At 66.8% G+C, this 24,849-nt stretch carries 25 protein-coding genes; 6 read left to right on the top strand and 19 right to left on the bottom strand.

The window, feature by feature from the left end; all coding sequences use genetic code 11:
- Positions 1-40: 40 nt before the first annotated feature.
- The gene (locus AB4061_RS27925; protein ID WP_441639491.1) at positions 41-805 is read right to left on the bottom strand and encodes an SDR family oxidoreductase; all 765 of its coding nucleotides are present in this window, start codon (positions 803-805) and stop codon (positions 41-43) included.
- Between the two features lie 167 nt (positions 806-972).
- Positions 973-2,022 (bottom strand): DMT family transporter, encoded by a 1,050-nt coding sequence (locus AB4061_RS27920; protein ID WP_441639490.1) that lies wholly within the window; start codon positions 2,020-2,022, stop codon positions 973-975.
- Positions 2,023-2,142: 120 nt separating this feature from the next.
- Here AB4061_RS27920 and AB4061_RS27915 point away from each other — a divergent pair, with 120 nt between their 5' ends.
- Positions 2,143-2,670, top strand: coding sequence for a hypothetical protein (locus AB4061_RS27915; protein ID WP_441639489.1), 528 nt, complete (start codon positions 2,143-2,145; stop codon positions 2,668-2,670).
- 101 nt (positions 2,671-2,771) lie between these two features.
- Positions 2,772-3,764: a DMT family transporter gene (locus AB4061_RS27910; protein WP_441639488.1), complete on the top strand. Its 993-nt coding sequence runs from the start codon at positions 2,772-2,774 to the stop codon at positions 3,762-3,764.
- 161 nt (positions 3,765-3,925) lie between these two features.
- On the opposite strand, the gene AB4061_RS27905 is transcribed toward AB4061_RS27910, so the two are convergent.
- Entirely contained in the window at positions 3,926-4,366 is a 441-nt protein-coding gene (locus AB4061_RS27905; protein WP_441639487.1) for a GFA family protein, read from the bottom strand.
- 5 nt (positions 4,367-4,371) lie between these two features.
- On the bottom strand, positions 4,372-4,581 hold the full coding sequence (locus AB4061_RS27900) for a hypothetical protein (protein ID WP_441639486.1): 210 nt from the start codon (positions 4,579-4,581) through the stop codon (positions 4,372-4,374).
- A gap of 97 nt (positions 4,582-4,678) precedes the next feature.
- On the opposite strand from AB4061_RS27900, the gene AB4061_RS27895 reads away from it, so the two are divergent.
- Positions 4,679-5,356, top strand: a complete 678-nt coding sequence (locus AB4061_RS27895; protein ID WP_441639485.1) for an alpha/beta hydrolase — start codon at positions 4,679-4,681, stop codon at positions 5,354-5,356.
- Positions 5,357-5,396: 40 nt separating this feature from the next.
- Here the strand turns inward: AB4061_RS27895 and AB4061_RS27890 are convergent, their stop codons facing one another.
- On the bottom strand, positions 5,397-6,935 hold the full coding sequence (locus AB4061_RS27890) for a DHA2 family efflux MFS transporter permease subunit (protein ID WP_441639484.1): 1,539 nt from the start codon (positions 6,933-6,935) through the stop codon (positions 5,397-5,399).
- Between the two features lie 129 nt (positions 6,936-7,064).
- On the opposite strand from AB4061_RS27890, the gene AB4061_RS27885 reads away from it, so the two are divergent.
- Positions 7,065-7,508, top strand: coding sequence for a MarR family winged helix-turn-helix transcriptional regulator (locus AB4061_RS27885; protein WP_183033405.1), 444 nt, complete (start codon positions 7,065-7,067; stop codon positions 7,506-7,508).
- Positions 7,509-7,575: 67 nt separating this feature from the next.
- Here the strand turns inward: AB4061_RS27885 and AB4061_RS27880 are convergent, their stop codons facing one another.
- The 8 genes from AB4061_RS27880 to AB4061_RS27845 form a co-directional block, all read right to left on the bottom strand.
- Positions 7,576-9,099, bottom strand: a complete 1,524-nt coding sequence (locus AB4061_RS27880) for a hypothetical protein (RefSeq protein WP_441639483.1) — start codon at positions 9,097-9,099, stop codon at positions 7,576-7,578.
- Positions 9,096-10,166, bottom strand: coding sequence for a hypothetical protein (locus tag AB4061_RS27875; protein ID WP_441639482.1), 1,071 nt, complete (start codon positions 10,164-10,166; stop codon positions 9,096-9,098). The genes AB4061_RS27880 and AB4061_RS27875 overlap by 4 nt, the downstream gene beginning before the upstream one ends.
- Positions 10,167-10,725: 559 nt before the next feature.
- A complete protein-coding gene (locus AB4061_RS27870; RefSeq protein WP_441639481.1) occupies positions 10,726-11,100 on the bottom strand; it encodes a hypothetical protein in 375 nt (124 codons plus the stop codon).
- A 106-nt stretch (positions 11,101-11,206) separates the two neighbouring features.
- Entirely contained in the window at positions 11,207-12,397 is a 1,191-nt protein-coding gene (locus AB4061_RS27865) for a glycerate kinase (RefSeq protein ID WP_441639480.1), read from the bottom strand.
- Between the two features lie 139 nt (positions 12,398-12,536).
- A complete protein-coding gene (gene glxR, locus AB4061_RS27860; protein WP_441639479.1) occupies positions 12,537-13,427 on the bottom strand; it encodes a 2-hydroxy-3-oxopropionate reductase in 891 nt (296 codons plus the stop codon).
- Between the two features lie 177 nt (positions 13,428-13,604).
- On the bottom strand, positions 13,605-14,393 hold the full coding sequence (locus AB4061_RS27855) for an HpcH/HpaI aldolase family protein (RefSeq protein WP_441639478.1): 789 nt from the start codon (positions 14,391-14,393) through the stop codon (positions 13,605-13,607).
- Positions 14,394-14,612: 219 nt separating this feature from the next.
- On the bottom strand, positions 14,613-15,308 hold the full coding sequence (locus tag AB4061_RS27850) for a fumarylacetoacetate hydrolase family protein (protein ID WP_441639477.1): 696 nt from the start codon (positions 15,306-15,308) through the stop codon (positions 14,613-14,615).
- 36 nt (positions 15,309-15,344) lie between these two features.
- A complete protein-coding gene (locus tag AB4061_RS27845) occupies positions 15,345-15,767 on the bottom strand; it encodes a VOC family protein (RefSeq protein ID WP_441639476.1) in 423 nt (140 codons plus the stop codon).
- A gap of 156 nt (positions 15,768-15,923) precedes the next feature.
- Between AB4061_RS27845 and AB4061_RS27840 the strand changes: the two genes are divergently transcribed.
- Positions 15,924-16,796: a LysR substrate-binding domain-containing protein gene (locus AB4061_RS27840; RefSeq protein WP_441639475.1), complete on the top strand. Its 873-nt coding sequence runs from the start codon at positions 15,924-15,926 to the stop codon at positions 16,794-16,796.
- A gap of 590 nt (positions 16,797-17,386) precedes the next feature.
- On the opposite strand, the gene AB4061_RS27835 is transcribed toward AB4061_RS27840, so the two are convergent.
- The 4 genes from AB4061_RS27835 to AB4061_RS27820 form a co-directional block, all read right to left on the bottom strand.
- A complete protein-coding gene (locus AB4061_RS27835; RefSeq protein ID WP_441639474.1) occupies positions 17,387-18,532 on the bottom strand; it encodes a serine hydrolase domain-containing protein in 1,146 nt (381 codons plus the stop codon).
- Between the two features lie 35 nt (positions 18,533-18,567).
- Positions 18,568-19,263 (bottom strand): glutathione S-transferase family protein, encoded by a 696-nt coding sequence (locus tag AB4061_RS27830; RefSeq protein ID WP_441639473.1) that lies wholly within the window; start codon positions 19,261-19,263, stop codon positions 18,568-18,570.
- 28 nt (positions 19,264-19,291) lie between these two features.
- Positions 19,292-20,461, bottom strand: coding sequence for an MFS transporter (locus AB4061_RS27825; protein WP_441639509.1), 1,170 nt, complete (start codon positions 20,459-20,461; stop codon positions 19,292-19,294).
- Positions 20,462-20,728: 267 nt separating this feature from the next.
- Positions 20,729-21,244, bottom strand: coding sequence for a pyridoxamine 5'-phosphate oxidase family protein (locus tag AB4061_RS27820; RefSeq protein WP_441639472.1), 516 nt, complete (start codon positions 21,242-21,244; stop codon positions 20,729-20,731).
- A gap of 165 nt (positions 21,245-21,409) precedes the next feature.
- On the opposite strand from AB4061_RS27820, the gene AB4061_RS27815 reads away from it, so the two are divergent.
- Positions 21,410-21,985, top strand: coding sequence for a hypothetical protein (locus AB4061_RS27815; protein WP_441639471.1), 576 nt, complete (start codon positions 21,410-21,412; stop codon positions 21,983-21,985).
- On the opposite strand, the gene AB4061_RS27810 is transcribed toward AB4061_RS27815, so the two are convergent.
- A complete protein-coding gene (locus AB4061_RS27810) occupies positions 21,982-23,298 on the bottom strand; it encodes a cytochrome-c peroxidase (RefSeq protein WP_441639470.1) in 1,317 nt (438 codons plus the stop codon). The two genes, AB4061_RS27815 and AB4061_RS27810, sit on opposite strands and share 4 nt — an antisense overlap.
- A gap of 8 nt (positions 23,299-23,306) precedes the next feature.
- Positions 23,307-24,812 (bottom strand): metallophosphoesterase family protein, encoded by a 1,506-nt coding sequence (locus AB4061_RS27805; RefSeq protein WP_441639508.1) that lies wholly within the window; start codon positions 24,810-24,812, stop codon positions 23,307-23,309.
- Positions 24,813-24,849: the final 37 nt, after the last annotated feature.

Here is a 24,849-nt window from a genome sequence, read left to right as displayed (position 1 = left end):
GCCACTCCAAAGTCGTCTAGCAGCGCAAGCCCCAACAACATCAGGTGCGATTGATCGACACGCCTCCGTCAACCAGCAGCGCTGCGCCGGTCATGAATGACGAGGCGCCGGACGCCAGGTAGAGAACCGACTGCGCAAGTTCCTCCGGCGTAGCGATGCGTTTGAGCGCGTGTAGTCCTGCCACATGCGCCATGGCTTCGGGCGACGCACTCATTGTGCGCCCCATGGGCGTGTCTACTCCGCCAGGAAGGATGGCATTGACGCGAATGGCCTTCGGTCCAAACTCTGCGGCGAGTGATTGTGTCAACCCGATCAATCCTGCTTTGCTGGCAGCGTAGGCTGCGACGCCGGGGAAGCCGACGGTGTACCCAACAAACGTCGAAGTGAAGATGAGGCTTCCGGCGCCGCGAAGCTCCATCGCGGGGATCTGATACTTCGCGCCAAAGAACGCGCTGGTGAGGTTGGTGTCAATGGTCTCGCCCCAACCCGCCGCCGAGACGCCCGGCGTGGGCCCCATTTCGCCGAGTGTCCCCGCGTTGTTGAACGCGATGTCCAATCCACCGAAACGGTCAACGGCCGTCTGCACGAGAGTTCGTGCATATGCCTCCTCCCTGACGTCGCCTGCGACGTATGCAGCCGTTCCGCCATTTCCAGTGATTTCCCTCACAAGGTCTTCCAACTCAGCCTTGCGACGGGCGGCAACGACCACCGCCGCGCCCTCACGAGCGAAAAGTAGCGCGGTCGCGCGTCCAATCCCGGAACTGGCGCCGGTGACGATGGCGACTTTGTTCGCAAGCGCATTCATTGTTCTTTCCTATGTTCAAATCGATCAGCCGTCAGTCTGCCTGCCTCTTGAGGCGCAAGAACTCCGTTTCTTGGCATTGAATTCAGGCGAAATTGAAAGACACCACACACCACCGCCGCCGATCACCGATTTCAACAACGGCAACCTCGCTCAGGGCCATGTTGGCCTCAGTGCGAGTGCCGGTGATGCGTATCCGGATAGTGCGGGTGCTTGTGCACCAGCGGCTCGTGCCGGTGCAGGTGCCGGTGCGGCTCCTGCCCGTCCCAGTCGAAGGCGTGCGCGTGCTGGTGGTGCGCATCGTGGCGATGCGCGTGGGTGTGCTCGGTTGCCACGTGGCTGTGCTCGTGCTCATGATGCTCGCGCAGGTGCAGCCATACGCCCAGCGCCATCAGCAGCGCCGCCACGTAGAACACCGGCTGCGGAGCCTGCGGCCACATGCCGAACGCGATCGCCACGCCGAACAGCGGCGCTACGGAGAAATACGCGCCGGTGCGGGCGGTCCCCAGCAGCCGCAGCGCGATGACGAACAGCGCCAGGCTCACGCCGTAGCCGAGGAACCCGATGATCATGGCCGCGCCCAGCGCGGGCAGCGCCGGCAGGTGGTCACCGCCGGCCAGTGCCAGCCCGGTGTTGCACAGTCCGGCAACCAGCCCCTTGATGCAGGCGATCAGCATGGCGTCGTTGCTTGACACCTTGCGCGTCAGGTTGTTGTCGATGGCCCAGCACAGGCACGCGCCGACGATCAGCAAGGCGCCGGCGGACAACCGCAGGCTGCCCGGCTGCCAGGACAACAGCAGGCCGCCCGCCACGATGGCAAGCATGCCAAGGACGATGTGGCGGCTGGCGTTTTCCCTGAAGACCAGCCAGGCGATCAACGCGGTGAATACCCCTTCCACGTTCAGCAGCAGGGAGGCCGATGCCGCGCTGGTGCTGGCCAGGCCAGTCATCAGCAGGGCCGGCCCCGCCACGCCGCCGGCCAGGATGGCGCCCAGCAGCCATGGCGTCTCGTGGCGCGGCACGGTGAGCGGGATTGCGGCAGCGCCGGTCATGCTGCGCCGCAGCGCCAGCAGGATGCCAAGCCCCAGCCCGCTGCCCAGGTAAAGCAGGCCGGCCAGCAGCAACGGCGGGATCGACCCGGCCAGGGCCTTTGCAAGTGGCGTACTTGCCCCAAACAGCAGGGCGGCGGCCAGGGCAGGGGCGGCGGTTCGGATGGCCATGGGCAAGGTGGAAAGGCGTGGCAATGCCGTATTGTCGCGCTACGCCGTGCTGGCGGGGGATGCTATATATTTCAGCCTTGGACGCCATGCCGGGCATGGCGGTTTCCACTCTGGAACGCTATGAAATCACCCTCGCAATACGTGGGCGGCTGGCTGATCTGCGCGGCCGCGCTGCTGATGCTGCCAGCCTGCGCCATCCTGCAACCGGTGCAGGAAGGCCAGAAACTGATCGGCTCCCCGGAAAGCGCGGTGCGCGCGACCTTCGGCGAGCCCAGCGGTGTCTACCGGCTGGCCGATGGCTCCGCGCGCTGGATCTACTCCAAGCAACCGCTGGGCTATGAGGCCTACGCGGCCGATTTCGATGCCGGCGGAAAACTCACGAACTTCCGGCAGATGCTGGTCAATTCCGAGATCTACCAGGCCAAGGTCGATAGCTGGACCAAGCGCGACGTGGAAGAGCATTTCGGCAAGCCGCTCGATCCGGTGCAGTACTACCCGCTGATGCAGCGCGATGTCTGGTCCTATCGCTTCCGCCAGGACGGCAACCTGTCCTCGCTGTTCAATTGCTACTTCGACAAGCAGGGCATCCTGAGGCAGGTGCAGATCACGCAGGATCCGCTGGGTGGGGATTCCAGCAGGGCGCACTGATATGCGTTGGCATGGCCTGCAATCCATGCTTCGCCACAAGCTGAAACGTTCTCCCCCAGCGCGCGCCCACAATGGCGGCGAGCCCTTCCGGAGAGAACCCCATGCCAGCCCTGCCCAGCGCGGATGCACGCGCCAACCACGCCCAAGGCGCCAGCGGCCGCGCGCTGGACATGGCCCTGCTGCTGGCTTTGTCCACGCTCTGGGGCGCGTCTTACACATTCATACGGCTTGGCGTGGCCACGATTCCCCCGGTCACGCTGATTGCCGCCAGGACGTTGATCGCCGGTGCGCTGCTGGTGGCGTGGATGGCGGCAAGAGGCATGCAGATCCCGCGCGGCGCGGCAGTCTGGCGCCGCCTTGCGGTGCAGGCCATGCTCAACAGCGTGGTGCCGTTTACGCTCATCGCGTGGGCGGAGCAATCGGTGCCGGCGGGGCTGGCGACGATCCTGAACGCCGCATCGCCGGTGATCGCCGTACTGGGCACTTGGCTGGTCACGCGCCATGAGCGCATCACGGCACGCAAGCTGTTCGGCGTGGCGGCGGGGCTTGCGGGCATCTGCCTGATCGTCGGCACCAGCGCGCTGGGCGGCCTTGGGCAGCAACTGCTTGCGCAACTGGCGATCGTTGCCGCTACCGTGTGCTACGCCGGCGCGGCCATCTACGGGCGCGCGTTCAAGGACCTGCCCGCCGCCGCGCCCGCCGCGGGCTCGATGCTCGTCGGGGCGGCGCTGCTGGTGCCGGCAAGCCTGGCCATCGACCGGCCCTGGACGCTGCATCCGTCGCTGTCATCGCTTGCCGCGCTGCTGGCGCTATCCGTGTTTTCGACCGCGCTGGCCTTTGTCATCTACTTCCGCCTGGTACGCACGCTGGGGCCGGTGGGCACCACGGCGCAAGCCTATCTGCGGGTGCCGATCGGCGTGGCCATCGGCATCGTGTTTCTTGGGGAATCGCTGGCTGCGGGGGCGTGGGCCGGCCTGGCGTGTGTCGTCGCGGGCGTAGCCGCCATGACGATGCCTGCGCGGCACCGGCCAGCCGCGGGGAGGATGCCATCCGCAGCGAACGCGGCGTGCGCCAGGGCAAGCTCAATATCGTGATGGTCGAGGCCGACGCCGACGCCGGTCACATGCACGGGCATTCGCACCCGCACCCGCATGACTGAACACGCTTAAGGGGCCTGGCACTGCCGATGGCATCCGGGCCCCTGGCTCCCGGCTACTGGCTACTGGCTACTGGCTACTGGCTACTGGCTACTGGCTCAGAACCCGGCCTTGTGCATCGGGCCATCCCAGCCGTCGAGGTACTTGGGCAGGGCGTCGTCGACTTCCAGCACGCGATGGCGATAGAACAGGTGCATGGCCGGCTGCAGCGCATCCGGCAGCGCACCGCCGCAGGCCCGCGCGAAGAGGGTGTTCGGGATCACCGACATACCCAGCCGGTTGATGCCAAAGAGCGTCTCGCCGCACTGCGGGCAAAACTGGCGCTGGAGCTGCCGGGTTGCATGGTGATAGGTGGCCAGGTGCTGGCCGCCGCGCTCCACCACCACGTTGGCCGGCTCCCAGGCCGTGGCGGCGAACACCGGCGTGGCATAGAAATCCCGGCAGGCCTGGCAATGGCAATTGGCTCTCGCCACCGGTTCTCCGGCAATGCGCAGCTGCACCCGGCCGCAAAGGCACTCCAACGTAGCGGGAATCTGCATAGGCGTTATCTCCTGTTGTTTGTGTTTCGTGTTTCCTGAATGGCGGAGTGCATTCTACTTGGCCGCGATGCAGGCTGCAGGGCGGGCCCTCCGGGCGCCGATCCCGCCACGGCTGCATCCAGCATGGCGCCGAACAACCCGATCAGCAGCGCGATGGCCGAGGCGATGAACCACCGCACCGTCTTGCGGTATTCGGGCACCTGGTCGTTATCCACCCTCTGCGGGCATTACAATGCGGCTTCAATGCCGCCGCATTGCCCGCAAAGCTGGCCGGCCTGTTTTTTTTGCCTACGCCTAATCCCCTACCTCGTTATGTCCTCGCTTCCCCCCTCAGGTAATCGCATCTGGTTCGATGGTGCCGCCGGTAGCATCGAAGCCTTGGCGGATGCGCCGCAAGGCCCGATCCGCGCGATCGCCGTCGTGGCGCACCCGCATCCGCTGCTAGGTGGCAGCGCGGAACACAAGATCCCGGTGGCGCTGGCCAGGATCTTCCAGGCGCGAGGCTTCCTTGCCGTGCGGCCGAATTTCCGGGGCGTGGGCGGCACGCAAGGCAGCCACGATGCGGGAGAGGGCGAGACGGACGATGTGCTTGCCGTGGTCCGGCAGATCCAGGCAGCGCACCCGGGCCTGCCGCTGGCGCTGGCGGGATTCTCGTTCGGCGCCTATGTGCAGACGCGCGTGGCGCAGCGTTTGCTGCGCGGCGGCGAGCCTGTCGCGCACCTGATCCTGGCCGGCATGCCGGCCGGGCCGGCGGCCGGCGGGCGCACCTACGACACGCCAGCGGTGCCGGCCGATGCCTTTGTCATCCATGGCGAGAACGACGCCAATGTGCCGCTGCAAGCGGTGTTCGACTGGGCGCGCCCGCAGGAGCTGCCGGTCGTGGTGGTGCCCGGCGCCAACCATTTTTTCACTGGCAAGCTGCCGGTGTTCCAGCGCGCTGTGGCGGAGTACCTTGATGCCCGGCAGCGCATCGCCGGGGCCGCCAGCTAGCGGTTAGCTATAGGTCAGCCAAAGGAAGGCTAAAAGCGCGTCAATCCATGGCCGCATGCGCGACGGCATCGCCGTCGGCGTGGCGCGTGGGCTTGATCAGCAGGATGAGCGGCACCACCAGCAGCGTGGCAAGGAACATGACCTTGAAATCGTTGAGGTAGGCGATCATCGCGGCCTGCTGGTTGATCGACTGGTTGAGCATGGCCAGGTCATAGCGCGAGCCGCTTGCTAGCAGGGATTGCAGGGCCGGGTTGTACACGCTCACATTGGCCGCCAGGTCGGCGTGGGCCACCTGCGTGTTGCGGGTCATCAAGGTCTGGATCACGGAGATGCCGATGCTGCTGCCGATATTGCGCATCAGGCTGTAGGTAGCCGTGCCGTCCGCGCGCAGTGCCGGCGCGAGCGTGGAAAACGTCAGCGCGCTCAGCGGCACGAACACCAGCCCCAGGCCAAAGCCCTGGATGATGCCGGGCCACACGATATCGGACACCGACAGCACCACGGTGTACTGCATCATCTGCCACAGCGCGAAAGCGGAAATCAGGAAGCCCGCAAACAGCAGCACCCGGGCGTCGATCCGCTTGAGCAGGCGTCCGGCCAGCAGCATGGAGAGCATGGTGCCGGCGCCGCTTGGCGCGGTGACCAGCCCGGTGGTGGCCACCGGATAGCCCATCAGGTTCTGCAACATCGGCGGCAGCAGGGCGCGGGTGGCGTACATCACCGCGCCGATCACGAAGATGAAGCAGGCACCGGTGGCAAAGTTGCGGTCCTTGAGCAACTGGTACCGGAAGAATGACCTGGGCCCGGCCGTGGCGGTGTGCGCCAGGAAATACAGGAAGCTGACCCCCGCCAGGATGGCCTCGATGCGGATCTCCAGCGAGCCGAACCAGTCGAGCTGTTCGCCGCGGTCGAGCATGGCCTGGAGCGCGCCGATGGCCAGGCCGAGCGTGATGAAGCCAAACGCATCGAACTTCACGGCCCGCGCCGGCGCCCGGTTGGGCAGGAAGGACAGCACGCCAAACAACGCGAATGCGCCAATCGGCACATTGATGAAAAACACCCATCGCCAGTTGTAGCTGTCGGTCAGCCAGCCGCCCAGCGTCGGGCCCAGGATGGGCCCCACCATCACGCCCATGCCCCATACCGCCATCGCCTGTCCCTGCTTTTCGCGGGGGTTGATATCCAGCAGGATGGATTGCGACAGCGGCACCAGCGACGCCCCGAAAATGCCTTGCAGCAGCCGCGACGCCACGATCTGCGCCAGCGTGTCGGACATCCCGCAGAACGCCGAGGCAATGGTGAACCCGGTGATCGAGATGGCCAGCAGACGCTTGACGCTGAGCCGGTCGGACAGCCAGCCGGTGAGTGGCGTGGCGATCGCGGCAGCGACGATGTACGAGGTCAGCACCCAGGTGATCTCGTCCTGCGACGCCGACAGGCTGCCTTGCATGTGCGGCAGCGCCACGTTGGCGATGGTGCTGTCGAGCGTCTGGATCAGGGTCGCTGCCATGATCGCGATGGTGATCATGGGCCGGTTGAGCGGCATTTCTACGCGCCCGGCTACCGCTTCGGAAGACATGGATTGAACAACCTGGAGGGGTTGGGTTAGATAATAAGCATGCTTATTATACGATCACACCAAAGCGTGGCAAGCCGCTTTTTGCAGGCGTGGCGGCGTGCCCGAAGGAGATCTTTGTACAATCGCGCCATGGAAACGAAACTGGAAAAGCGCTTTGGCTTCCTGGTCTCGGACGTTGGCCGCCTCAACGGCAAGCGGTTCGATGAACTGGCCAAGTCGTCCCTCGACCTCACCCGGGCGCAATGCCGCGCACTCGCCTACCTGTCGCACTACGGCGAAGTCAACCAGGTGCGGCTGGCCGAGCTGCTGGAAGTCGCGCCGATTTCGGCGGGACGCCTGCTTGACCGGATGGAAGAGGGCGGCTGGATCGAGCGGGTGCCCAACCCGGAAGACCGCCGTGAGCGTGTGGTGCGCATGACACCCAAGGCGGAAAGAGCACTGGACAAGGCCCGGCGGGTTGGCGACGAGGTTGCGGCGGAGGCGCTGGCCGGCCTCAGCGAGCCGGAGCGGGAGCAACTGATCGGCCTGCTCCAGCGCGTGCGGCAAAACCTGGGCACGATCGTCGATCGTTGAAGGCGGGCGGCAAGCCCGTCCAAAACCCCTAAAATTCTCTAACCTGGCGACGCCTTGCTTTGCCGCCCTACTTGGCCGCGCCGCCCGCGCGCCGCGCCATGGCAGGCTTGGGCTTTGGCGCCTCGGTAGCGCCGCCAAAAGACGCTTGATAGATCTTCCCAGCCTCCTCATACAAGCGCGCGCGATTGTCCGCCTGCAGCCCGATCTGCTTGCCGCCGATTTCGATCTGGACCAGCCTGTCCTGCGCAGCCATCTCCGCGCCGAACTGCGCGTAGAACGCCGTGGCGGCCTGGCCCGATGCGCTGTAGTACTGCATGGCGGCCTGCAGCGCCATGGTGTTGCCCATCTGGGCGTTGAACGCGCCCGCACCCGAGAACGCGCCGCTGGCCATGCCCGCCCCGGCCATGGCGAAGGCGCCGGCCATCGACATCATCTGTTGGCGCGCCCCCTGCCTTTCCTTGGCTAGCCGCATCGCGCGAAAGCTCTTGCCATAGGCGCCGTCGAGCAGCTTGGCCACCAGGGCGCGGTCCTGCGCGCCGACCCATTTGCGTTCGGCATCGGCAAGCTGCGAGATCAGCTTCAGCTTGGCCTCATCGCCGGGGGCCGGTGTGCGTGCCGCCAGGCGCTCGGCCAGCGGCTTGTCGTAGCGCGCGACATAGGCTTCGAATGCCACGCGGGTTGCCTGCGCGGCATCGATCCGTGCGAGTCCGTCGGCCACCACACGCGCCAGGTTGTCCAGCGTTTCGTTGCGCAGCTTGCCGTCGGCATCGAAATCCGGTGCCGCGGAGGCTTCGTAGTACGCCTTGCTGAACGGCTCGTAGGTCTGCGGGAACGCCACGGCTGCATCCGGTGCGAGTGGCACGCCCGCCTTGGTCGGGATGGGGGTGCTGTAGTCCCAGGAGTCGCCCGCAAAGCCGTAGATCACATCCGGATGGGGCACGTCGCGGGCCTCCAGCGCGGGGCACGCCGCGGCATCGAAGGCCGGCATGATATTCAGCGCCGGCTTGTAGGCGAGCACGCCGCAGGTCTTGGCCGACGCTAGCCCGGCCGTGGACACGCTGGCGATGACCTGGGCCGCGCCATGCGTGCTGCCCTTGTGGGTTAGCGGGACATCCCACAGGTCCACGACCATGCGCGCCGGGAAGCGATTGCGCACCAGCGGGCGATAGACCAGCTTGCCGTTCTCGGCATCGAGTATCAGCGGCTCCAGTGCGATGTCGGCGGGCGGGATGTAGCGGCCAAGCAGGCGGGTGAACTCCGCCGCGTAGTAGATCGAGCCGGCGGGAATGCCCTGGTAGGCGTCGTGGATGCCGTCAAAGCCCATGATGGACACCGGGTTGTTCCACACGAGATCGTTGTAGCGGCTGACCCAGTTCGGCTTGAGGAGCGCCTGCGCGGATTCCGTGATGGCCTGCGGCCAGCGCACGGCCACCAGCGTGCTGCCCGTCAGCGGCTGCACGGCGGCTACGGTGCCTTGCTGCTTGTACGCGGCATCCATGCTGGAGAAATTTGTCGTGCTGCAAGCGCCCAGGCAAAGCGCGGTGGCCGCGACGGCGACGCCGCGCAGCAGGGTTCGGTTGGTTTGGCTCAAGGCAGTTTCCTCGTCGTGGCTGGGTTCGCCTCTGTGGCGGGCAATTTGGTGATGGGTGGGCAAGACGCCTCTGCCGCGCTGGCGGCTTGCGCGGCGCGCGCCCGGCAACCCGGGATGCCGGCGCCGGGCGCATCGGCATGCACGCCGGCGGGCAGTTCGACCTGGCCCAGCAAGAAGCTGCGCATCGCCTCGCCGGACACCGGCGCCAGCGAATCGCCCTGGGGGGCCTCTCGCGCCATTTCGGCAACACGCCCCTGCCCGGCCCCGGCGATCTGCGCGATGTCCGAGCCCATCGTCGCGGCCTGCTGGCTCATGGACCCGCTCATCGCCATGGCGGATTGCCCCAGCGCGGCGCGGCGCTGCTGCAGCTCTGCCGCTTTCTGGCGGGCGAGGCGTTCGCGCTCCTGCGCCTCCTGTTCCGCCCGGCGCTGCTGTTCGGTGCGGCGCTGTAGCTCGGCCCGGCGCTGTTCCTCCAGCATCGCCTGGCGCTGCTGCGCGGCGGCGGCGCGCTCCTGTTGCTCGCGCTCGCGGGCCGCCTGCTGCGCATTGCCCCGGCCCTGGTCCAGCGATGCCGCTTCGGCCTTACGCTCTGTCTCCCGCTCGCGGGCTTGTTGCGCCTGCTGCCGCAACTGCTGTTGCAACGCTGCCTGCTGCCTCAGCTCGGCTTGCCGTTGCGCTGCCAGGCGGCGTTCCTCTTCGAGCCAGCGTGCCCGCGCCTGGCGTTCCTGCTCTTGCGCCTGCTCCTGCGCGCGCCGCGTTCGCTCGATGTCGGACAGCTGGCAACGGGCGCCGATAGCCGGCGGTTCCGCGTCCTGCACCAACGGGCCAAGCGCCTCGTTCCAGCTATTGCCGGGGACGTTGTTGATGAAGACGGAGCCCTGGCGCGTAAAGCCAGCCGTGGTGCGGACCTGCCAGTCGAGCTGGCAGTCGACCGGTTCGGTGGTCTGGGCGAGTACGCGCAGGATGTAGCGGTCGCCGGAGATGCGAAAGCTGGTGACGACGGCGTGCGCCGGCAGGATCAGTGCCAACGCGCTCACGCCAATGGCGGTGCGAAATAATTTGTGCATTATTGATTGACTGCCGACGCATCACACGCTGGTTTTTCCCGTGCTGGCGATTGTATCGACCGAGAAATAAGGTGCCCACCTCCGAATGGGTGAGAGATGCCGTGACGTTGGTTTTTTGAAACCACGCGGGCAGGCCCGCCGCATTGCGATGCAGGGCCGTGAATCCCCGCAGTGGCTTGCCACTACTGGCTAAGAGGCCGTTTCAAAGTGAAGCGAAGCGGTTCTGGCTAGGCGCGCGGCCGCAGACAGTACAAGCGGTACGGCAAGGCCGCGCAACGACGCCAGAATCATTTTGAAACGGCCTCTTAGCAGGAGAGGGAGCTTGCGGCTCCATGGCGGGGGAGGGCTTATCCCATGAATGTGGGATGCGGCACGGAAAGGCCTATGGGAAAATCCCGCCGGGAAAGTGCGTTCCATCAGGATTATTTAAATAATTCTATTTAAATAAAATCCAATTCGCACGACCGCTGGCGTAGCGGCACGGTTTGCAACGTCTTCAACGTGAGGGCCGCGGCCACTGTGGAATGGCTGTCGCGGTTGCAGCCCGGCCGCCGGCGTCTCAGACCAGTCGGGCCACGTCCTCCACGGCGTCATCCAGTTGCAGCTTCAGCAGCTTGAGCAAGCAATACAAGCCGTAAGCCTCCTCCGTCTTCTCGCTCTGCAGCTCCGCCAGTTGCAGCAGGCTATCCATCCCGGCGCTGACGCTTTGCAACTCCGCGCAACCGTTGGCGATGCGTTCGCGCAGGCCGCGGTCCAGCGTTTCGATCCGGTCGATCAGTGCGGATACGAGGGGCTGTTCCTCGGCATTGGCGGGGCGCGTCATGCCGATCAGCTCGGCGATGAGATCGCCTTGCCTGCTGATGGCGAGGAGCGGGTCGGTGGGACTGCCGCCGCGCGTGATCGAATTGGGGCCGGCTCGGGCGCTAGGATGCATGCAAGCTCCTTAAGAGGGGGAGGCTATGGGGGCAAGACCTGGCCGCCTGCTTCAACGCGAGCGTGGCGGACTCGTAAAAGCATACTGCTTCTGCGGTCGCTCACCTTTAAGAAATTTCTGGATTTGCAGGCCGGGTGCGCCCATGTTCGAGCGGGTGGGTGCTGGTGAAGCGCAGCCTTGCCATCTGCTCCGCCGCATCCGATAGCAAAGCGCTCGCGTTGGCCATGGCTTGCTCGACAGTGATCGGGCCGGGCGCCAGGGAAAAGCAGCCCGTGAAATGTGTCCCCAGGGCCGGCAGCGCGGCGGGGTCGATGGCGCCGGAAAGCAGTGAGGCGGGCACCCCACAGGCATGGGCGCGCTGGCAGGCGATCAACGGCGCCTTGCCGCTTAGCGTTTGCACATCGCTGCGTCCCTCGCCGGTGATCAGCCAGTCGGCGCCCGCGAGCGCGCCATCGAGGTCTACGCAGTCCGCCACGATGTCGGCGCCCGGGCGCATCTGCGCGCCAAGCATCAGCAAGGCGTAGCCGAGGCCGCCTGCCGCTCCCGCGCCTGCCGCGTCCCTGGCGCAGCGCCCGAGCGCCGGCTCCAGCAAGCTTGCGTAGCCGGCGAGCGCGGCATCGATGGCATCCACATCCTGCGCTTGCACGCCCTTTTGCGGGCCGAACACGGCTGTGGCGCCCCGCGGCCCGGTCAGCGGGTTGCTGACATCGCACATTGCCACCAGCCTGGTGGTGGCCAGCCGTGGGTCGAGCTGGCTGGTATCGACCGCCGCCAGCTGCGGCAGCGCGGCGGGCGTTGGCGGAATGTCGCGGTCCTGCGCATCCAGCAAGCGCAGCCCCAGGCCATGCAGCAGCCCGGCGCCGCCGTCGTTCGTGCTGCTGCCGCCAAGGCCGACGAAGATCTCGCGCACGCCCAGGTCGAGCAGGGCCTTGATGGCATCGCCGAGGCCGGCGGTGGAGCGCTGCGCCACGGGGCATGCCATGCCCGCCGGATCGGTGATGCCGACGATTTCCGCGGACTCGATCACGGCGCGGTCGCCCGCGAGCAGCGCTACCGTGGCAATGCGCGTGGCGCCGTCCGCGCCGCGCACCTTGATGCGGGCGCGCTGGCCGCCGGCGGCCAGCATCGCGTCGATGGTGCCTTCGCCGCCGTCCGCCATCGGGCGTTGCCGGATCGTCGCTCCGGGCAGCGCGCGCAGGATCCCGGCGGCGATGGCGGCGGCGACCTGGTCGGCCGCAAGGGAGCCCTTGAATGAATCGGGGGCAATGACGATAAGGGGATCGGGAAGGCTAGGCATAGGGCGCGGCGGGGTGAACGGCGCTCACCGCAGGGCAAACGCCATACCGAGGAAAAGAGGAAAAGAGGAAACGGGGGAAGGGCGGCCGGGCGGCAGCAGGTGCCGCCCGATGGCAAAGACTGCTGGCTAAGTCGTGCCCTCAATCCTTCTTGGCCGCGACTTCATGGTTGGCCATCAGCTCAAGCGCGCGGACCAGCGCGGAGTGATCCCAGTCCGAGCCGCCATGGCTTGCGCAGGCATTGAACAACTCCTGGCAGGTGGCCGTGTTCGGCAGCGACACGCCCATCTCGCGCGCGTTCGACAGCGCAAGGTTCAGGTCCTTCTGGTGCAGCCCGATGCGAAAGCCCGGGTCGAACGTCCGTTTGATCATGCGTTCGCCGTGCACTTCCAGCACTTTGGACGACGCAAAGCCGCCCATCAGCGCCTGGCGCACGCGCGCCGGATCCGCGCCGGCCTTGGAGGCGAACAGCAGGGCCTCGGCAACCGCCTCGATGTTCAGCGCCACGATGATCTGGTTGGCCACCTTGGCGGTCTGCCCCGCACCGTTGTCGCCCACCAGCGTGATGTTCTTGCCCATCAGTTCGAACAGCGGGCGGACGGCCTCGAACGTCGCCACCGGGCCGCCGACCATGATCGACAGCGTGGCGTTGCGGGCGCCGACCTCGCCGCCGGACACCGGCGCATCCAGGTACTGGCAGCCAAGCGCGTTCACGCGCTCGGCGAAGCCCTTGGTGGCGATGGGCGAGATCGAGCTCATGTCGACCACGATCTTGCCGGCGCTCAGCCCGGCGGCAATGCCGCCGTCGTTGAACAGCGCGGCTTCCACATGCGGGGTGTCCGGCACCATCAGGAAGATCACGTCGGCGCGTTCGGCCACTTCCTTGCCGGAGTGGCAAGCCACGCCACCGCTGTCCAGCAGGGATTGCGGCACGCCGCTGCGGCTGGACAGGCTGACTTCGTGCCCGCCTGCGATCAGGTTGGCGGCCATCGGGGTGCCCATGATGCCAAGGCCAATAAATCCAAGCTTCACTTTCGTTCTCCGTTAGTCGATCTCAATGGCATCGCTTGCCGCCGGACGCCTGCGCAGCGGGCACCGCGATACCGGTGCCTCAAATCTCTTAGATCTCTGGTCTCGATACTGTCTGAAACGCTGTCTGAATTGCTGTCTGAATCTCTGGCTGAAATTCTTGTCCCGAAACGGGCCGGCTCAGTATCCCGATGTTTCGCCGCCTGCTGCCTGCCCGTCGCGCATCTGCGTCACCACCTGCCGGGCACCGGCCGCCATCAGGCGCGCATCGGAGCCAACGGTGACGAACTGGAAGCCTTGCTCGATCCTGCGCAACGCCGCTGGCGCGCCGTTGTGGATGCCGGCGACCACGCCGTGCGCCTTGGCGCGGGCCACCACGTGCGCGATCGCCTCCGCGACGGGCGGGTCGACATCGTCGAAGGTCGGGCGGCAGCCGAGCGCGAGCGACAAGTCGGACGGGCCGATATAAACCGCATCGAGCCCTTTGACCGAGAGGATGTCGTCCAGGTTATCCAGCCCCTGCTTGGTTTCGATCATCGCGAAGACGACGATGGTTTCGTTGGCGCGCTCGGGATAGTCGGGGCCGCCATACAGCATGCCGCGGATCGGCCCGAAACTGCGCGTGCCCATCGGCGGATAGTGGGTGGCCGCGACCAGGCGCTCCGCGTCTTCGCGCGTGTTGATCATCGGGCAGATCACACCGTAAGCGCCGGCGTCGAGCACTTTCATCAGGATGCCTGGCTCGTTCCAGGGCACGCGCGCCACCGGCATGGTGTCGGTGGTGGAGATCGCCGTGAACAGGCTGAGGGCATCGCGGTAGTCCAGCGCGCCGTGCTGCAGGTCCACCGTCAGGGAGTCCCAGCCCTGGTGGGCCATGGTCTCCGCGGCAAAGCTGCTGGGGATGGACAGCCAGCCATTGACGACGGCTTGCCCGTTCGCCCACATGTTCCGTATCCGGTTCTCGCGCATTGTGTCTCCTGTAGCTTGACTTATAAGTTATCGTACAACATCGGGCAAGTATAACCCCCGCGCGCACGCCGTCAAGCGAAGCGGCGCGGTTTAGGCCGGTTTGGGGAAAGTTAGTGCGCTGAGAGGCCCGGGGCAGGCGGGAATCGCGCTGAGGCCATGACATGGCTCGCGATGAGCCATGTCATAGTATGTCTTGAGGTCTTGCTAATGCAATGCGTCTTAACGCTTGCCCACGCGGAAAGCGATTTCGCCGACACCCGCCACGCCGGCGGTCACTTCGTCGCCGGGCTGCAGCGCGCCGACGCCGGCCGGCGTGCCCGTGAAGATCAGGTCGCCAGGGGCCAGGGTCACGCTTTGCGACACATAGGCAATGACATCGGCCACGGGCCAGATCAGCTCGTTCAGGTCGCCCTCCTGACGCGTCTCGCCATTGACCTTGAGCCACACGTGGCCTGCGCCGGGATGGCCGATGCTGGCCACCGGGTGCAGCGGGCCGCACGGGCCGGAGGCGTCGAAGCCCTTGGACCAGTCCCACGGACGGCTCATCTTCTTGGCGGTGTCCTGCAGGTCGCGGCGGGTCAGGTCCACGCCCACGGCGTAGCCCCAGACCAGGTCGAGTGCCTGCTCGGGCTGGATGTCCGCGCCGCCCTTGCCGATTGCCACCACCAGTTCGATCTCGTGGTGCAGGTTTTCCGTGAGCGGCGGATATGGCACCGTGCCTTCGGCGGCGACGACGGCATCGGCCGGCTTGGTGAAGAAGAACGGCGGCTCGCGGTCCGGGTCATTGCCCATCTCGCGGGCGTGCGCGGCGTAGTTGCGGCCCACGCAAAACACGCGGCGGATGGGAAAGCGGGCGCTGCTGCCGGCTACAGCGACGCTTGCCTGTTCGGCGGGCTGGATAACGAATTCGGTCATGTCTGGGTCCGTCTGTGACGAAAGCGGGGGGAGGGATTACTTTGCGAAGACCTGGCTGATGTCGCCAAACGCCTTGAACTCCAGCGCGTTGCCCGACGGATCCAGGAAGAACATCGTCGCCTGCTCGCCGACCTGCCCCTTGAAGCGCACATGCGGCTCGATCACGAACTGCGTACCGGCGGCGCGCAGCTTCTCGGCCAGTGCCTCCCAGGCATCCATGGACAGGATCGCGCCGAAGTGGCGGACCGGCACTTCGTCGCCGTCGACGGCGCTGGTGGCACGGTGGCCGCATTCTTCCGGCGCGAGGTGGGCGACGACCTGGTGGCCATAGAAATTGAAATCGATCCAGGCGTTCGAGCTGCGCCCTTCAGGGCAGCCAAGGAGCTCGCCATAGAAGCGGCGGGCCTCTTCCAGGTCGTTGACGGGAAAGGCCAGGTGGAACAGCGGGGTTGCGCTCATCAAAGGGGCTCTTGTGCGTGGGGGTTGTCGGTGTGCTGCCGCGTTTGATTGTAATCAGCAGAAGTCGTAATATGAAACGAATCATTTCCGTGCTCAGCATCAAAGATTTCAATATGAATCACGCCATGTCGCCTGTGATCCTCACATGATCCCCACATGATCCGTTACTTCCGCACCTTCCTTGTGGCAGCGGAGACCTCGTCCTTTTCCGCTGCCGGCACGCGCCTTGCCCTCACCCAGTCAGCGGTGAGCACCCAGATACGCCGGCTGGAGGAGGACCTTGGCTGCACGTTGTTCGACCGGGCCGGCAAATCGGTCGCGCTGAGCGAGGAGGGCCGCAAGCTGCTGCCGGAAGCCGTGCGCTTTGTCGAGCTGTACGAGTCCATGAAGGGCCGCGCGCATTCCGCCTCCGACACCACGCCGCTGGAACTTGGCGCTGTCTCCACCGTGCAGGCCGCGCTGCTGCCCGGGGCCATGAAGCGCTTTCGCGCCGGATTTCCCAAGACGCACGTCAACATCGTCCCCGGCATGTCGACCCAGTTGCTGACCCAGGTCGATGCCCGCGAGCTCGACGTGGCGGTGCTGATCAAGCCAAGGCTCGGCATCCCGCAGGAACTCAAATGGGTGCCGCTGATGCGCGAGCGCTTTGTCGGCGTGGCGCCGGCGGGCTCGCCGCGCGACTTGAAGGCGGTGCTGGCGGCCATGCCCTTCATCCGCTACAACCGGCATTCCATGGGCGGGCAACTGGTGGACCGCTATCTGCGCCGGCACCGGCTGTGGGTCGAGGAGGGCATGGAGCTGGACGAGCCCGCGGTGATCCTGCAGATGGTCGACGAAGGGCTGGGCTGCGCGATCATTCCGGCCGCGCTGGTGCCGCTGCGGGCCGCGCGTAACGTTGTGGAAATACCGTTGCCCGGCGAACCCATATTCCGCGAGATCGGCGTGCTGGTCCGGCAGTCGTCGCTCAAGCGCGCGTCGATGGCCGCGCTGATCGATGCGCTTGTCGCCGAGGCCGCGAGCGCAACATGATGCCCTTGCCCGGGCCGCGCAGGCTTTGCCGCAGCCTGAAAAAAAAAGCACCCCGCGCGGCGGGAGCACACGCGGGGCGACCAGGACGAAATGGCGGCACCCGCAAGGGCGCTGCCGGGCCAGCAAATCTTCAGATCTTCAAAGTTCGGGGTTCCAGTTCAGTCAGCGCGCCGCGCGCAAGGCGCCGCGGAATGTGTAGCTGATGCCCACGCGCAGCACGGGGAAGACTGTCAGCATGCCGGCCGCCAGCAATCATTGCTCGTTCCATGTCTGCTGCACCGGCGCGGGCCGGATCCTTCTTCCCTGATGGGTTGCAACGCTGTGGCACCTCGTCGCGTTTCGCGGCGTGCGGGGGCATATTAAGCAGCGGGAAGAGGGATCAATGCGAGGAGGAGCAGGGCCATTGCAGCTTTATCCCGGCTTTAGGAACGGCGGCGCTGCCCGTGGCCGGCCAGGCGGGAGCGAGGCGGGCGGATGAACTGTCGCGTGCATCACCTGATGGGCTGCTGGCACGGCAATTTGCCGCATATTGGTGCATATGTAGGTGCAAACACCGCGCAATGCTGTCGTGCCGTTCAACACGCAAGCATTTATTCCGCCAGGCTGGCCAGGAAGACTTGTCGCAGGGCCACAACGGGTGCAACCCATTGGTCCGGCGTGTCGTAGTTGCCGGCCGTGACGGCCAGCACGAAATCCAGGTCCGGAAACACAAAGAGGCGTTGCCCGCCGTTGCCGAATGCGCCCGCCCAGCGCTGTCCGATGACGCCACCCCTGGTGTTCAGGGGAATCTCGCCGACGTACCACAGGTAGCCATAGCGCCGCGTATCGTCGACTACCGCGGCTGGGCGCAGGCTGGCGTCGAGCCAAGCCTTGGGCACCACTTGCCGGCCATGCCACTTGCCGCCGGCCAGCACCATCTGGCCGATCCGCGCCAGGTCCCGCGGCGTCAACCGCAGCCCGGACGCTGCCGATGGCACGCCGTCGGCGCCCTGCACCCATTCCGTCTTGCCGATATCCAGCGGTGCGAACAACACCGTGTTAGCAAACGCGGGCAGCGACTGGCCGGTGCCTTTCTCGATCAGCCTGGCCAGCAATGCCGGCGCCCCGCCGTTGTAGATCCAGCCGCGCCCGGGCGTTGTTACCACGGGGCGCTCGAGGATAAACCGGTAGCGGTCCGACGCCATCTCCATGGCGATCTCGCTGTTGGCCGGGTCGGTGTACGGCACATTCTCATTCCACTCGGTGCCCAGCGTCATGGTCAGCGCGTGTGCCACCGTCAGCGGCGCGAGCTTTGGGTTGGCTGCCAGGTCGGGGTACTCGGGAAACTGCGCCAGCAGCGGCTGGTCCGGCGCGGGCACCTTCTGGCTGGCCAGCGCGACGCCGTATAGCAGGCCGACAACGCTCTTGGTCACGGAGCGCATATCGTGCAAGGTGTCCGGCCCGAAGCTGACCTTGCCTAGCGGTTCACCCCAGCGGGCATCCGGGCCGGCCATGTATTTCTCGAACACGATGCGGCCATGGCGCAAGGCGACGACCCCATGCAGGCCAGCCAGTTTGCCGTTTGCCTGCAGCGCATTGAAGCGGCCTTCCAGGTCGGGCTTGAATCCGGCGTCCGCCGGCGAAATGGCCTGCCACCCGGCGGCCCGCGCCATGCCGCTGGCCCCGACGCCGGCCACGCCGGTCATTAACAGCGCACCTGACTTGAGCAGGAATTCCCTGCGATCTGCAACTGGCATTTGAGGTCGTCTTTCGCAAGTTTGCGTAAACAGGATCAGGCAGCCGGCGGTTCGTCCTGGAGAAAACGCGCCGGGATGGCGTCCTTGATCGGGAACATGGAGAAGTAGGGGCGGGCCTCGGCCAGCACGCGCGCAACCGCGGGACGAGCCACCAGCCGTTCGAAATAGGCGGCAAGGCGCGGATGCGTTGGCGCGAAAGGCACCACCACGGCCGCGTAAAACAGCGCGGGCTCCGCGGCGCAGTCCGCCAGCGTGAAGTGCTCGCCGACCATCCAGGTGCGGCCGGCCATGCGCTGCTCGATCATGTCGTAAGCAGTGCGCAGGGCGGCTTGCGCGTCCGCCACGCCGCGCGGGTCGCGCTCTGCCTCCGCGCGCAGCCGGTCGCCCACGATCTTCTGCATCGGCAGGTGCACGTAGAGATCGAAGATGCGATCCCACAGCCGCGCCTCGCGGCGCTCGTCATCATCGGCCGGCAGCAGCGCGCGCGCCCCCGGGTAGTGCTGGTCGAGGTAGTCGATGATGATCGTGGATTCCGGGAGCGTCACGTCGCGGCTGTCGTCGCGCAGCACCGGCATCTTGCCCACGGGCCAGAGCGCCAGGAACGCGGCGCGCGAGTCCTTCTCGCCAAGGTGCACCACAACGCTGGAAAACGGCGTCTGGTTCTCGTAGAGCGCGATCAGCACCTTGTGGCAGAACGAAGACAGTGGATGGTAATGGAGAGTCAGGGCCATGATGGTTGCTCCTTGCCGTAGTGCCCGCTTACGTGGCCATCAGCTGCGGCGGCCGCGGGCGCGTGGCCACCGCGAAGGCGATCTGCGCCAGCCCGGCGGCCAGCCCAAGTGTCACTCCGATCTGCCACGCCAGGGTGTAGGAGCCTAGCGCATCGTAGACCAGTCCGCCGCCAAACGCGCCGACGAAGCTGCCGATCTGGTGGCTGAAGAACGCCACGCCGCCCAGCATGGCCTGCCAGCGCAGGCCGAAGGTCTGCGCGATCCAGCCCGCCACCAGCGGTGCCACGCCCAGCCACAGGAAGCCCATCACGGCGGCAAACACCAGCGTGCTGCCCGGCGTGGGCGCGGATGAGAAGTACCAGGCCAGCGCCAGCGAGCGCACGCTGTAGATGATGCCGAGCAGCACCAGCTTGTTGACTCGCCCGCCGGCCCAGCCAAAGAACAGGCTGCCCAGCACATTGAAGCCGCCGATCACGCCAAGCGCCTTGGCGCTGAGCATCGGGTCCATGCCGCAGATGTCGAGATACGAAGGCAGGTGCGTGGTGAGGAAGACCAGCTGCATGCCGCACACGAAATACGCGGCGCCCATCACCAGGAACGCCTTGTTCCGCAGGGCCGTGCCAAGCGCCTCGCGCGCATTCTGCTGCACCGCGCCGGGCAAAGTGGGCAGCGGCAGGCGATCCACCTTGCCCGCGTACCACGCGGCCGGCAGCATCACCAGCGCAAGCAGGATAAAGGCCGCCAGCCCCACGCGCCAGCCGAACGACTGCGCCACCACCTGCCCGATCGGCGCCGCCACCAGCGCCCCGAGCGAGCCGGCGCCGGACACAATGCCAAGCACGGCGCTGCGCAACGCCGCCGGCACCGGCCGCGCGGCCACCGCCATGGCAATGGCGCTGCCCGTGCAAGCCATCGATGCGCCGATCGCCACGCCCGCGCCGAGCGTCACGCCTGCGATGCCGTGCGCCGTGGCCAGCAGCGCCAGCCCCAGCACATAGAGCAGTGAGCCGCTCATCATCAACGGCCGGAACCCCACCCGCGTGGCCCAGGCGCCGGCCATGGGCTGGAGCAGTCCCCAGGCCAGGTTCTGCACCGCGATCGCAATCGTGAAATCCGACACCGAGATGCCGATGTCCCTGGTCAGCGGGGGCATGAAGATACCAAGGCTCTGGCGCAGGCCCATGGCCAGGCTCAGCATGACGGAAGCGCCGACGAGGATCGGCAGGACGGGGCGGAGGTCGGACAGGCGAGGGGGCACGGTGGAACGGTCTCTGTCTTTGTATTGTTGTTATTGTTTTCTTCTTTGTCGTGACCTGATCGGCACACTCCGGGCAGCCGTGAAGCCACGTAGCCGTGAAGTGATATGGATATGCGGGCCGATCGGATAACCCGGCCGAGGGTAAGTCCGAGCGCAAGCGCTGTCAATCTGGATATGGCAAAGGCTGGGTTCGGCTGGCGGGCAAGGTCAGGGCTTGCGCGCCGTCTCCCACAGCCCCTCCATCATGACCGGGTAGGCCACTGGCCTGAAGGCAGAGAACTGGATATCCCGCACGTGGGTGAAGCTCGACCACAGCAGCCGGGTCCCTTTGAGCCAGCCTGACCCCTTTACCCTGGCTTGGATCAACTGAAGCTCTGCGGCCGTTGCCGGGCGCAGCGGCCCGACGGTGCCATAGAGGCGTACTCCTGGCGGCTGGTGAAAGCGGCCGCGCAGCAGCGAACGAAACCAGAAGCCTTTGCCAGAGTCGACGGCCATCAGGCAAACCTGGTCGTTGTGCGCAAGGTTGGCGGCCAGCGTGCTGGTGTAGCGGTCGAAGAAGAAGGCCGTCTGGTCCGCGCGCGCGAACACGGTGCCGATGGGCGTGACCGTGGGCATGCCGTCGGCGCCGACGGTGGCAAGGGCGCAGTAAAGGGAGGATCGCTGTCCGCGCTCGATCAGCGCGCGGATGGTGGGCCAGGCATCGACAAGGGAAGGCGTTTGCATAGAGGTCCGTTGCGTTTGTCGGGTGCGCCCGGATGCGCGCAGCGATGCTATCCGCCACGCGTTCTCGGCCATTGTGCCATGGGCCATATGGTTGGCCTCTTGGGGACAACCGTCATGAAATCAAAGCAGGTATGCTTTGCCGATGGCCAACTTTCCTGCATCCCCATGTCGAAAGTCCGCAAAGCCGCCATCCCGCCCGGTTCGCTCTGCATCCTGGCGCTTGCCCTGTCCGGCTGCATCTCCCACTACCGGGTCGAGACCGGCACGCCCGCCGCCCGCATCCGGCTGGTGACCAATACGGACGACAACACGACCTTCAGCGTGGTGGACGCCACCAGGTGCCCGAAGCCGCCCAGGCCGCTCCTGCTGGGCGGCACGGGCAAGCAGTTGCCCGCGATGGGCGCGGAGCGCGACCTGGCCATGGTGGGGATATCGCCGGAGCCGCCCGGCCGCACGCGCGAGCGGTGGCTGGTAGCTGGCCAGCGCATCTACCTCACGGCAGCGGCGGTTGCCGCTGGCGAGCAGCCCTATCGGTGCGCGGTGGGGGTTTCCTTTGTGCCGCTGCCGGGCTGGCAGTACGAGTTGCGCTACCAGCGCAACGCAGCGGCGAAGAGCTGCACCGGGCAGGTGCTTCGGCTGGCCGGTAAGGACGGCCGCGAGATCGAGCCTGAGCCGGATCCCACGCAGCTGGTCTTTCGCGGGTTCGAGGCCGATGCCGTCTGTGCGGCGCGGGGTCCTTAGGGCTTTGCGGCGGGCATGATGCCCACATAGGGCGCATCGGTCAGCGTGCGCAGGAACGCCACGAGATCGTCGATTTCCGCTTCGGTCATGGCTGGCGTGGTGCCCGCGCGCCGGTTCATCGGCGTCGAGTTGATATTGATATTGCCCCGATACGCCGCCGGCACGTCATCGAAGGTCTTGCCGCCGCGATACCACTTGCCCGGGTCGGTCGAGCGCGTGTTGTAGAAGGCCACGGCATCGCGCAGCGAGGTGAACACGCCGTTGTGCATGAAGCTCTGGCGCACCGCGACATTGCGCAGGCCGGGCGTGCGGATATACCCGCACCATTGCTCCGGCTCGGGCCAGCGCAGGCGGCGGGCGGTGTCGCACAGGCCATTGTCGAAGCGCTTGGGGTCGCGGTTGGCGGCTAGTGCCCGGTTGCGGGGCACGGCAATCGCGTCATAGCCAAAATCCGTGAACAGCGAGCGCTCCGGCCGGCTGGCGGTGTCCGAGAGCGTGTGGCAGGTCATGCAGTTGCCCTTGTCCGGGTTCTTGAACAAGGCCAGCCCGCGGGCTGGCGCCGGCGCCAGCGGCGTGCGGTGGCGCAGGTAGTCGTCAAAGCGGGAGCTGAACGGCGCCATCTCATCGCTCTGCAGGTAGGCCTCCAGCGCCTTGCCGAGCGCCAGCAGCATTTGCTCGGGATCGGTCTGCACGGCGGGGCCGAAGCGCGCCGCCAGCGCGGGCGCCAGCTCTGTCCCCTTGACCTTGCGCAGCAGGCTGGCCGGCGTGCCGTTGTTCATCTCGTTGGGATCGAGCAAGGGGCCGCGCGCCTGTTCGGCAAGCGTATCGGCGCGGCCATCGGCGAACAGGCCGCCGAAGGGCGAGGCGTAAGGCGCGTCGTCGTCCTGGTAGAAGTGCCGGCGCGGGATGTAGCGCACGTACAGCAGCGAGGGCGCGTTGCGCAGGCTGAAGCGGCCGGGCCGGCTGCCCTGGGGCACGTGCGGGCCTGCCAGCGACGCGGGCGATAGTGTCGGCGCGAAGGCGCGCGCGGGGTCGTGGCAGCCGGCGCAGGACGTGCCGCGTGGCTCGGACAGGCGCGCATCGAAGAAGATGCGCTTGCCCAGCGCGGCCAGCGCCGGATCGGGACGGAACACGGCGGCGGTGGGGTCGACCTTGGCGGCGACCTTGGGCGTGCCCTTGCCGATGGTGTCCACCACGCTGGCGGGCGGGGCGCCGGGCATCAGCACCACACCCGGCGCGGGCGCGGCAAGCGCCGCGCCGCCGGTGCCAGCCGCTAGGCAGATGGCGGCGACGGCGGCGCTGGCGGCGCGCATGGCCCCGGTCACGGCGCCAGGAAGCCGGTCTTGTCGCAAGCCAGCGTATTGGAGGTTTGCACGCAGGTCGCCATCAGCTTGCCGGCCACGCTGTATGCCTTGAAGGTCCAGCCGGAGGCGGGCGACGCGTTGCGCTCCATCATCACGAAGCCAAAGCTTGCGCTGTGCGTGATCTTGTCGATCACGGTGCCAGGCGCGGGAATCGTGCCGGGCGGCAGCGGATCGGGCAGCGCTACGTCCAGGTTGTCGCCGCCGTTGCCGGACACGATGGTGGCCGGGTGGCTGGAGGCAAAGTTGATGGCCTGGAAGTCATGCACGTGGCCGTGCAGCGCCACTTGTACGCCGGGCGGGTAGTAGGCCTGGGCGTTGGCGTTGCTCATGACCGACTGCAGGGCGAGGTTGCCCGGCGCCGGGTTGCTGCCCGCCACCGGCGCAAAGGCCAGGATCGGATGGTGGTTGGTGAATATGGTTGTGGTCATGCCTGGCTTGGCTGCCAGCCAGCCCACCGTCTGGAACTGCTTCTGGTAGGCGATGAACTGCGGGTCAGTGGTCGGCAGGGCGGCCTTGCCGGCCTTGGCCGAGTCGAACACGATGACCTGCGAGCCGGTACCCAGCGCAACGGCATAGGGATCCGAGTAGTTCGCGTTGCTGTCGTTGGCGGGGTCGTTGCAGGAGCGCGCATCCGAGTACGGGCGCGGATCGAGGAAGCGGAACCAGCCCTGGCCGGCACGCGCGCATTCCTCATGGTTGCCGCGCACGACCACCCACGGCGCCTTGGCCATCAGTGCCGCGGCGGGCTTGAAGAGATCGGCCTGCCACGTATCCCAGCCATAGCCCCACGGCGTGCCCTGGCAGCCGGCGATGTCGGGCGGGCAGAGGTTTTCGCGGTAGTGGTAGTCGCCGATATGCAGCACCAGGTCCGGGTTCATGCCGGCGGCGGTGGTGGCCAGCGCGGCAAACGGCCAGGCGGTGCCGTCGCTGCAAGGCTGGTAGGCGTTATCCGCCTTCTTCAGGCGGCAGCCGGTGTCGGCCAGCACCAGCACGCGTTGCGGCTGGGCCTTGGGCAGCGGCAGCGTCTGGCCTGCCACGCTGGCGGCGGCGGCGCCGGCCGGCAGCGTGGCCTCGCATACGGAGACCGGGAAATCCGACGGTTTGGAGTCAGCCGCGGCGCTGGCCGTGGTGCGCTGCGCCATCGTGCCGGCGCCGACCCGCAGCGCCATGCGTTGCTGCACGCCGTCCACCGTCAGCAGCGGGCAAAGGGCGTTCGAGGGCAACGCGCTGCCTGCGGCGGCGGTTGGCGCCGCATAGTTGGTGATGACGCGAGCGATGGCCTGGTTGCTGTCGCCGATCTCGACCCACGCGGCCTGGATGTTGGCGCTGGCGCTGGCTGCATCGCCGGACAGCGTGACCGGCGCGGCGGCGGCTGGCGCCGCGTCCGTGCTGTCGCTGCCGCAGCCGTGCAGCACGGCGGCCGCAGCCAGCATGGCGAGGATGGCGCAAGCGCCCACGCGCATGGCGGGACCGGCTTGCCGGTTGGTGCTGTGGTTATCC

This window comes from Cupriavidus sp. YAF13 (assembly GCF_052113425.1).
In the GTDB taxonomy this organism is placed as follows: domain Bacteria; phylum Pseudomonadota; class Gammaproteobacteria; order Burkholderiales; family Burkholderiaceae; genus Cupriavidus.
Note: the sequence above shows the minus strand (reverse complement) of the source record. Positions and strands in the feature narration are given on the sequence as shown.

Bases quoted from the DNA above. Each gene is read 5' to 3' on its own strand.
- AB4061_RS27925 (WP_441639491.1), bottom strand. From the start codon at position 805: ATGAATGCGCTTGCGAACAAAGTCGCCATCGTCACCGGCGCCAGTTCC.
- AB4061_RS27920 (WP_441639490.1), bottom strand. From the start codon at position 2,022: ATGGCCATCCGAACCGCCGCCCCTGCCCTGGCCGCCGCCCTGCTGTTT.
- AB4061_RS27915 (WP_441639489.1), top strand. From the start codon at position 2,143: ATGAAATCACCCTCGCAATACGTGGGCGGCTGGCTGATCTGCGCGGCC.
- AB4061_RS27910 (WP_441639488.1), top strand. From the start codon at position 2,772: ATGCCAGCCCTGCCCAGCGCGGATGCACGCGCCAACCACGCCCAAGGC.
- AB4061_RS27905 (WP_441639487.1), bottom strand. From the start codon at position 4,366: ATGCAGATTCCCGCTACGTTGGAGTGCCTTTGCGGCCGGGTGCAGCTG.
- AB4061_RS27895 (WP_441639485.1), top strand. From the start codon at position 4,679: ATGTCCTCGCTTCCCCCCTCAGGTAATCGCATCTGGTTCGATGGTGCC.
- AB4061_RS27890 (WP_441639484.1), bottom strand. From the start codon at position 6,935: ATGTCTTCCGAAGCGGTAGCCGGGCGCGTAGAAATGCCGCTCAACCGG.
- AB4061_RS27885 (WP_183033405.1), top strand. From the start codon at position 7,065: ATGGAAACGAAACTGGAAAAGCGCTTTGGCTTCCTGGTCTCGGACGTT.
- AB4061_RS27875 (WP_441639482.1), bottom strand. From the start codon at position 10,166: ATGCACAAATTATTTCGCACCGCCATTGGCGTGAGCGCGTTGGCACTG.
- AB4061_RS27870 (WP_441639481.1), bottom strand. From the start codon at position 11,100: ATGCATCCTAGCGCCCGAGCCGGCCCCAATTCGATCACGCGCGGCGGC.
- AB4061_RS27865 (WP_441639480.1), bottom strand. From the start codon at position 12,397: ATGCCTAGCCTTCCCGATCCCCTTATCGTCATTGCCCCCGATTCATTC.
- AB4061_RS27855 (WP_441639478.1), bottom strand. From the start codon at position 14,393: ATGCGCGAGAACCGGATACGGAACATGTGGGCGAACGGGCAAGCCGTC.
- AB4061_RS27850 (WP_441639477.1), bottom strand. From the start codon at position 15,308: ATGACCGAATTCGTTATCCAGCCCGCCGAACAGGCAAGCGTCGCTGTA.
- AB4061_RS27845 (WP_441639476.1), bottom strand. From the start codon at position 15,767: ATGAGCGCAACCCCGCTGTTCCACCTGGCCTTTCCCGTCAACGACCTG.
- AB4061_RS27840 (WP_441639475.1), top strand. From the start codon at position 15,924: ATGATCCGTTACTTCCGCACCTTCCTTGTGGCAGCGGAGACCTCGTCC.
- AB4061_RS27835 (WP_441639474.1), bottom strand. From the start codon at position 18,532: ATGCCAGTTGCAGATCGCAGGGAATTCCTGCTCAAGTCAGGTGCGCTG.
- AB4061_RS27830 (WP_441639473.1), bottom strand. From the start codon at position 19,263: ATGGCCCTGACTCTCCATTACCATCCACTGTCTTCGTTCTGCCACAAG.
- AB4061_RS27825 (WP_441639509.1), bottom strand. From the start codon at position 20,461: ATGCTGAGCCTGGCCATGGGCCTGCGCCAGAGCCTTGGTATCTTCATG.
- AB4061_RS27820 (WP_441639472.1), bottom strand. From the start codon at position 21,244: ATGCAAACGCCTTCCCTTGTCGATGCCTGGCCCACCATCCGCGCGCTG.
- AB4061_RS27815 (WP_441639471.1), top strand. From the start codon at position 21,410: ATGTCGAAAGTCCGCAAAGCCGCCATCCCGCCCGGTTCGCTCTGCATC.
- AB4061_RS27810 (WP_441639470.1), bottom strand. From the start codon at position 23,298: ATGCGCGCCGCCAGCGCCGCCGTCGCCGCCATCTGCCTAGCGGCTGGC.
- AB4061_RS27805 (WP_441639508.1), bottom strand. From the start codon at position 24,812: ATGCGCGTGGGCGCTTGCGCCATCCTCGCCATGCTGGCTGCGGCCGCC.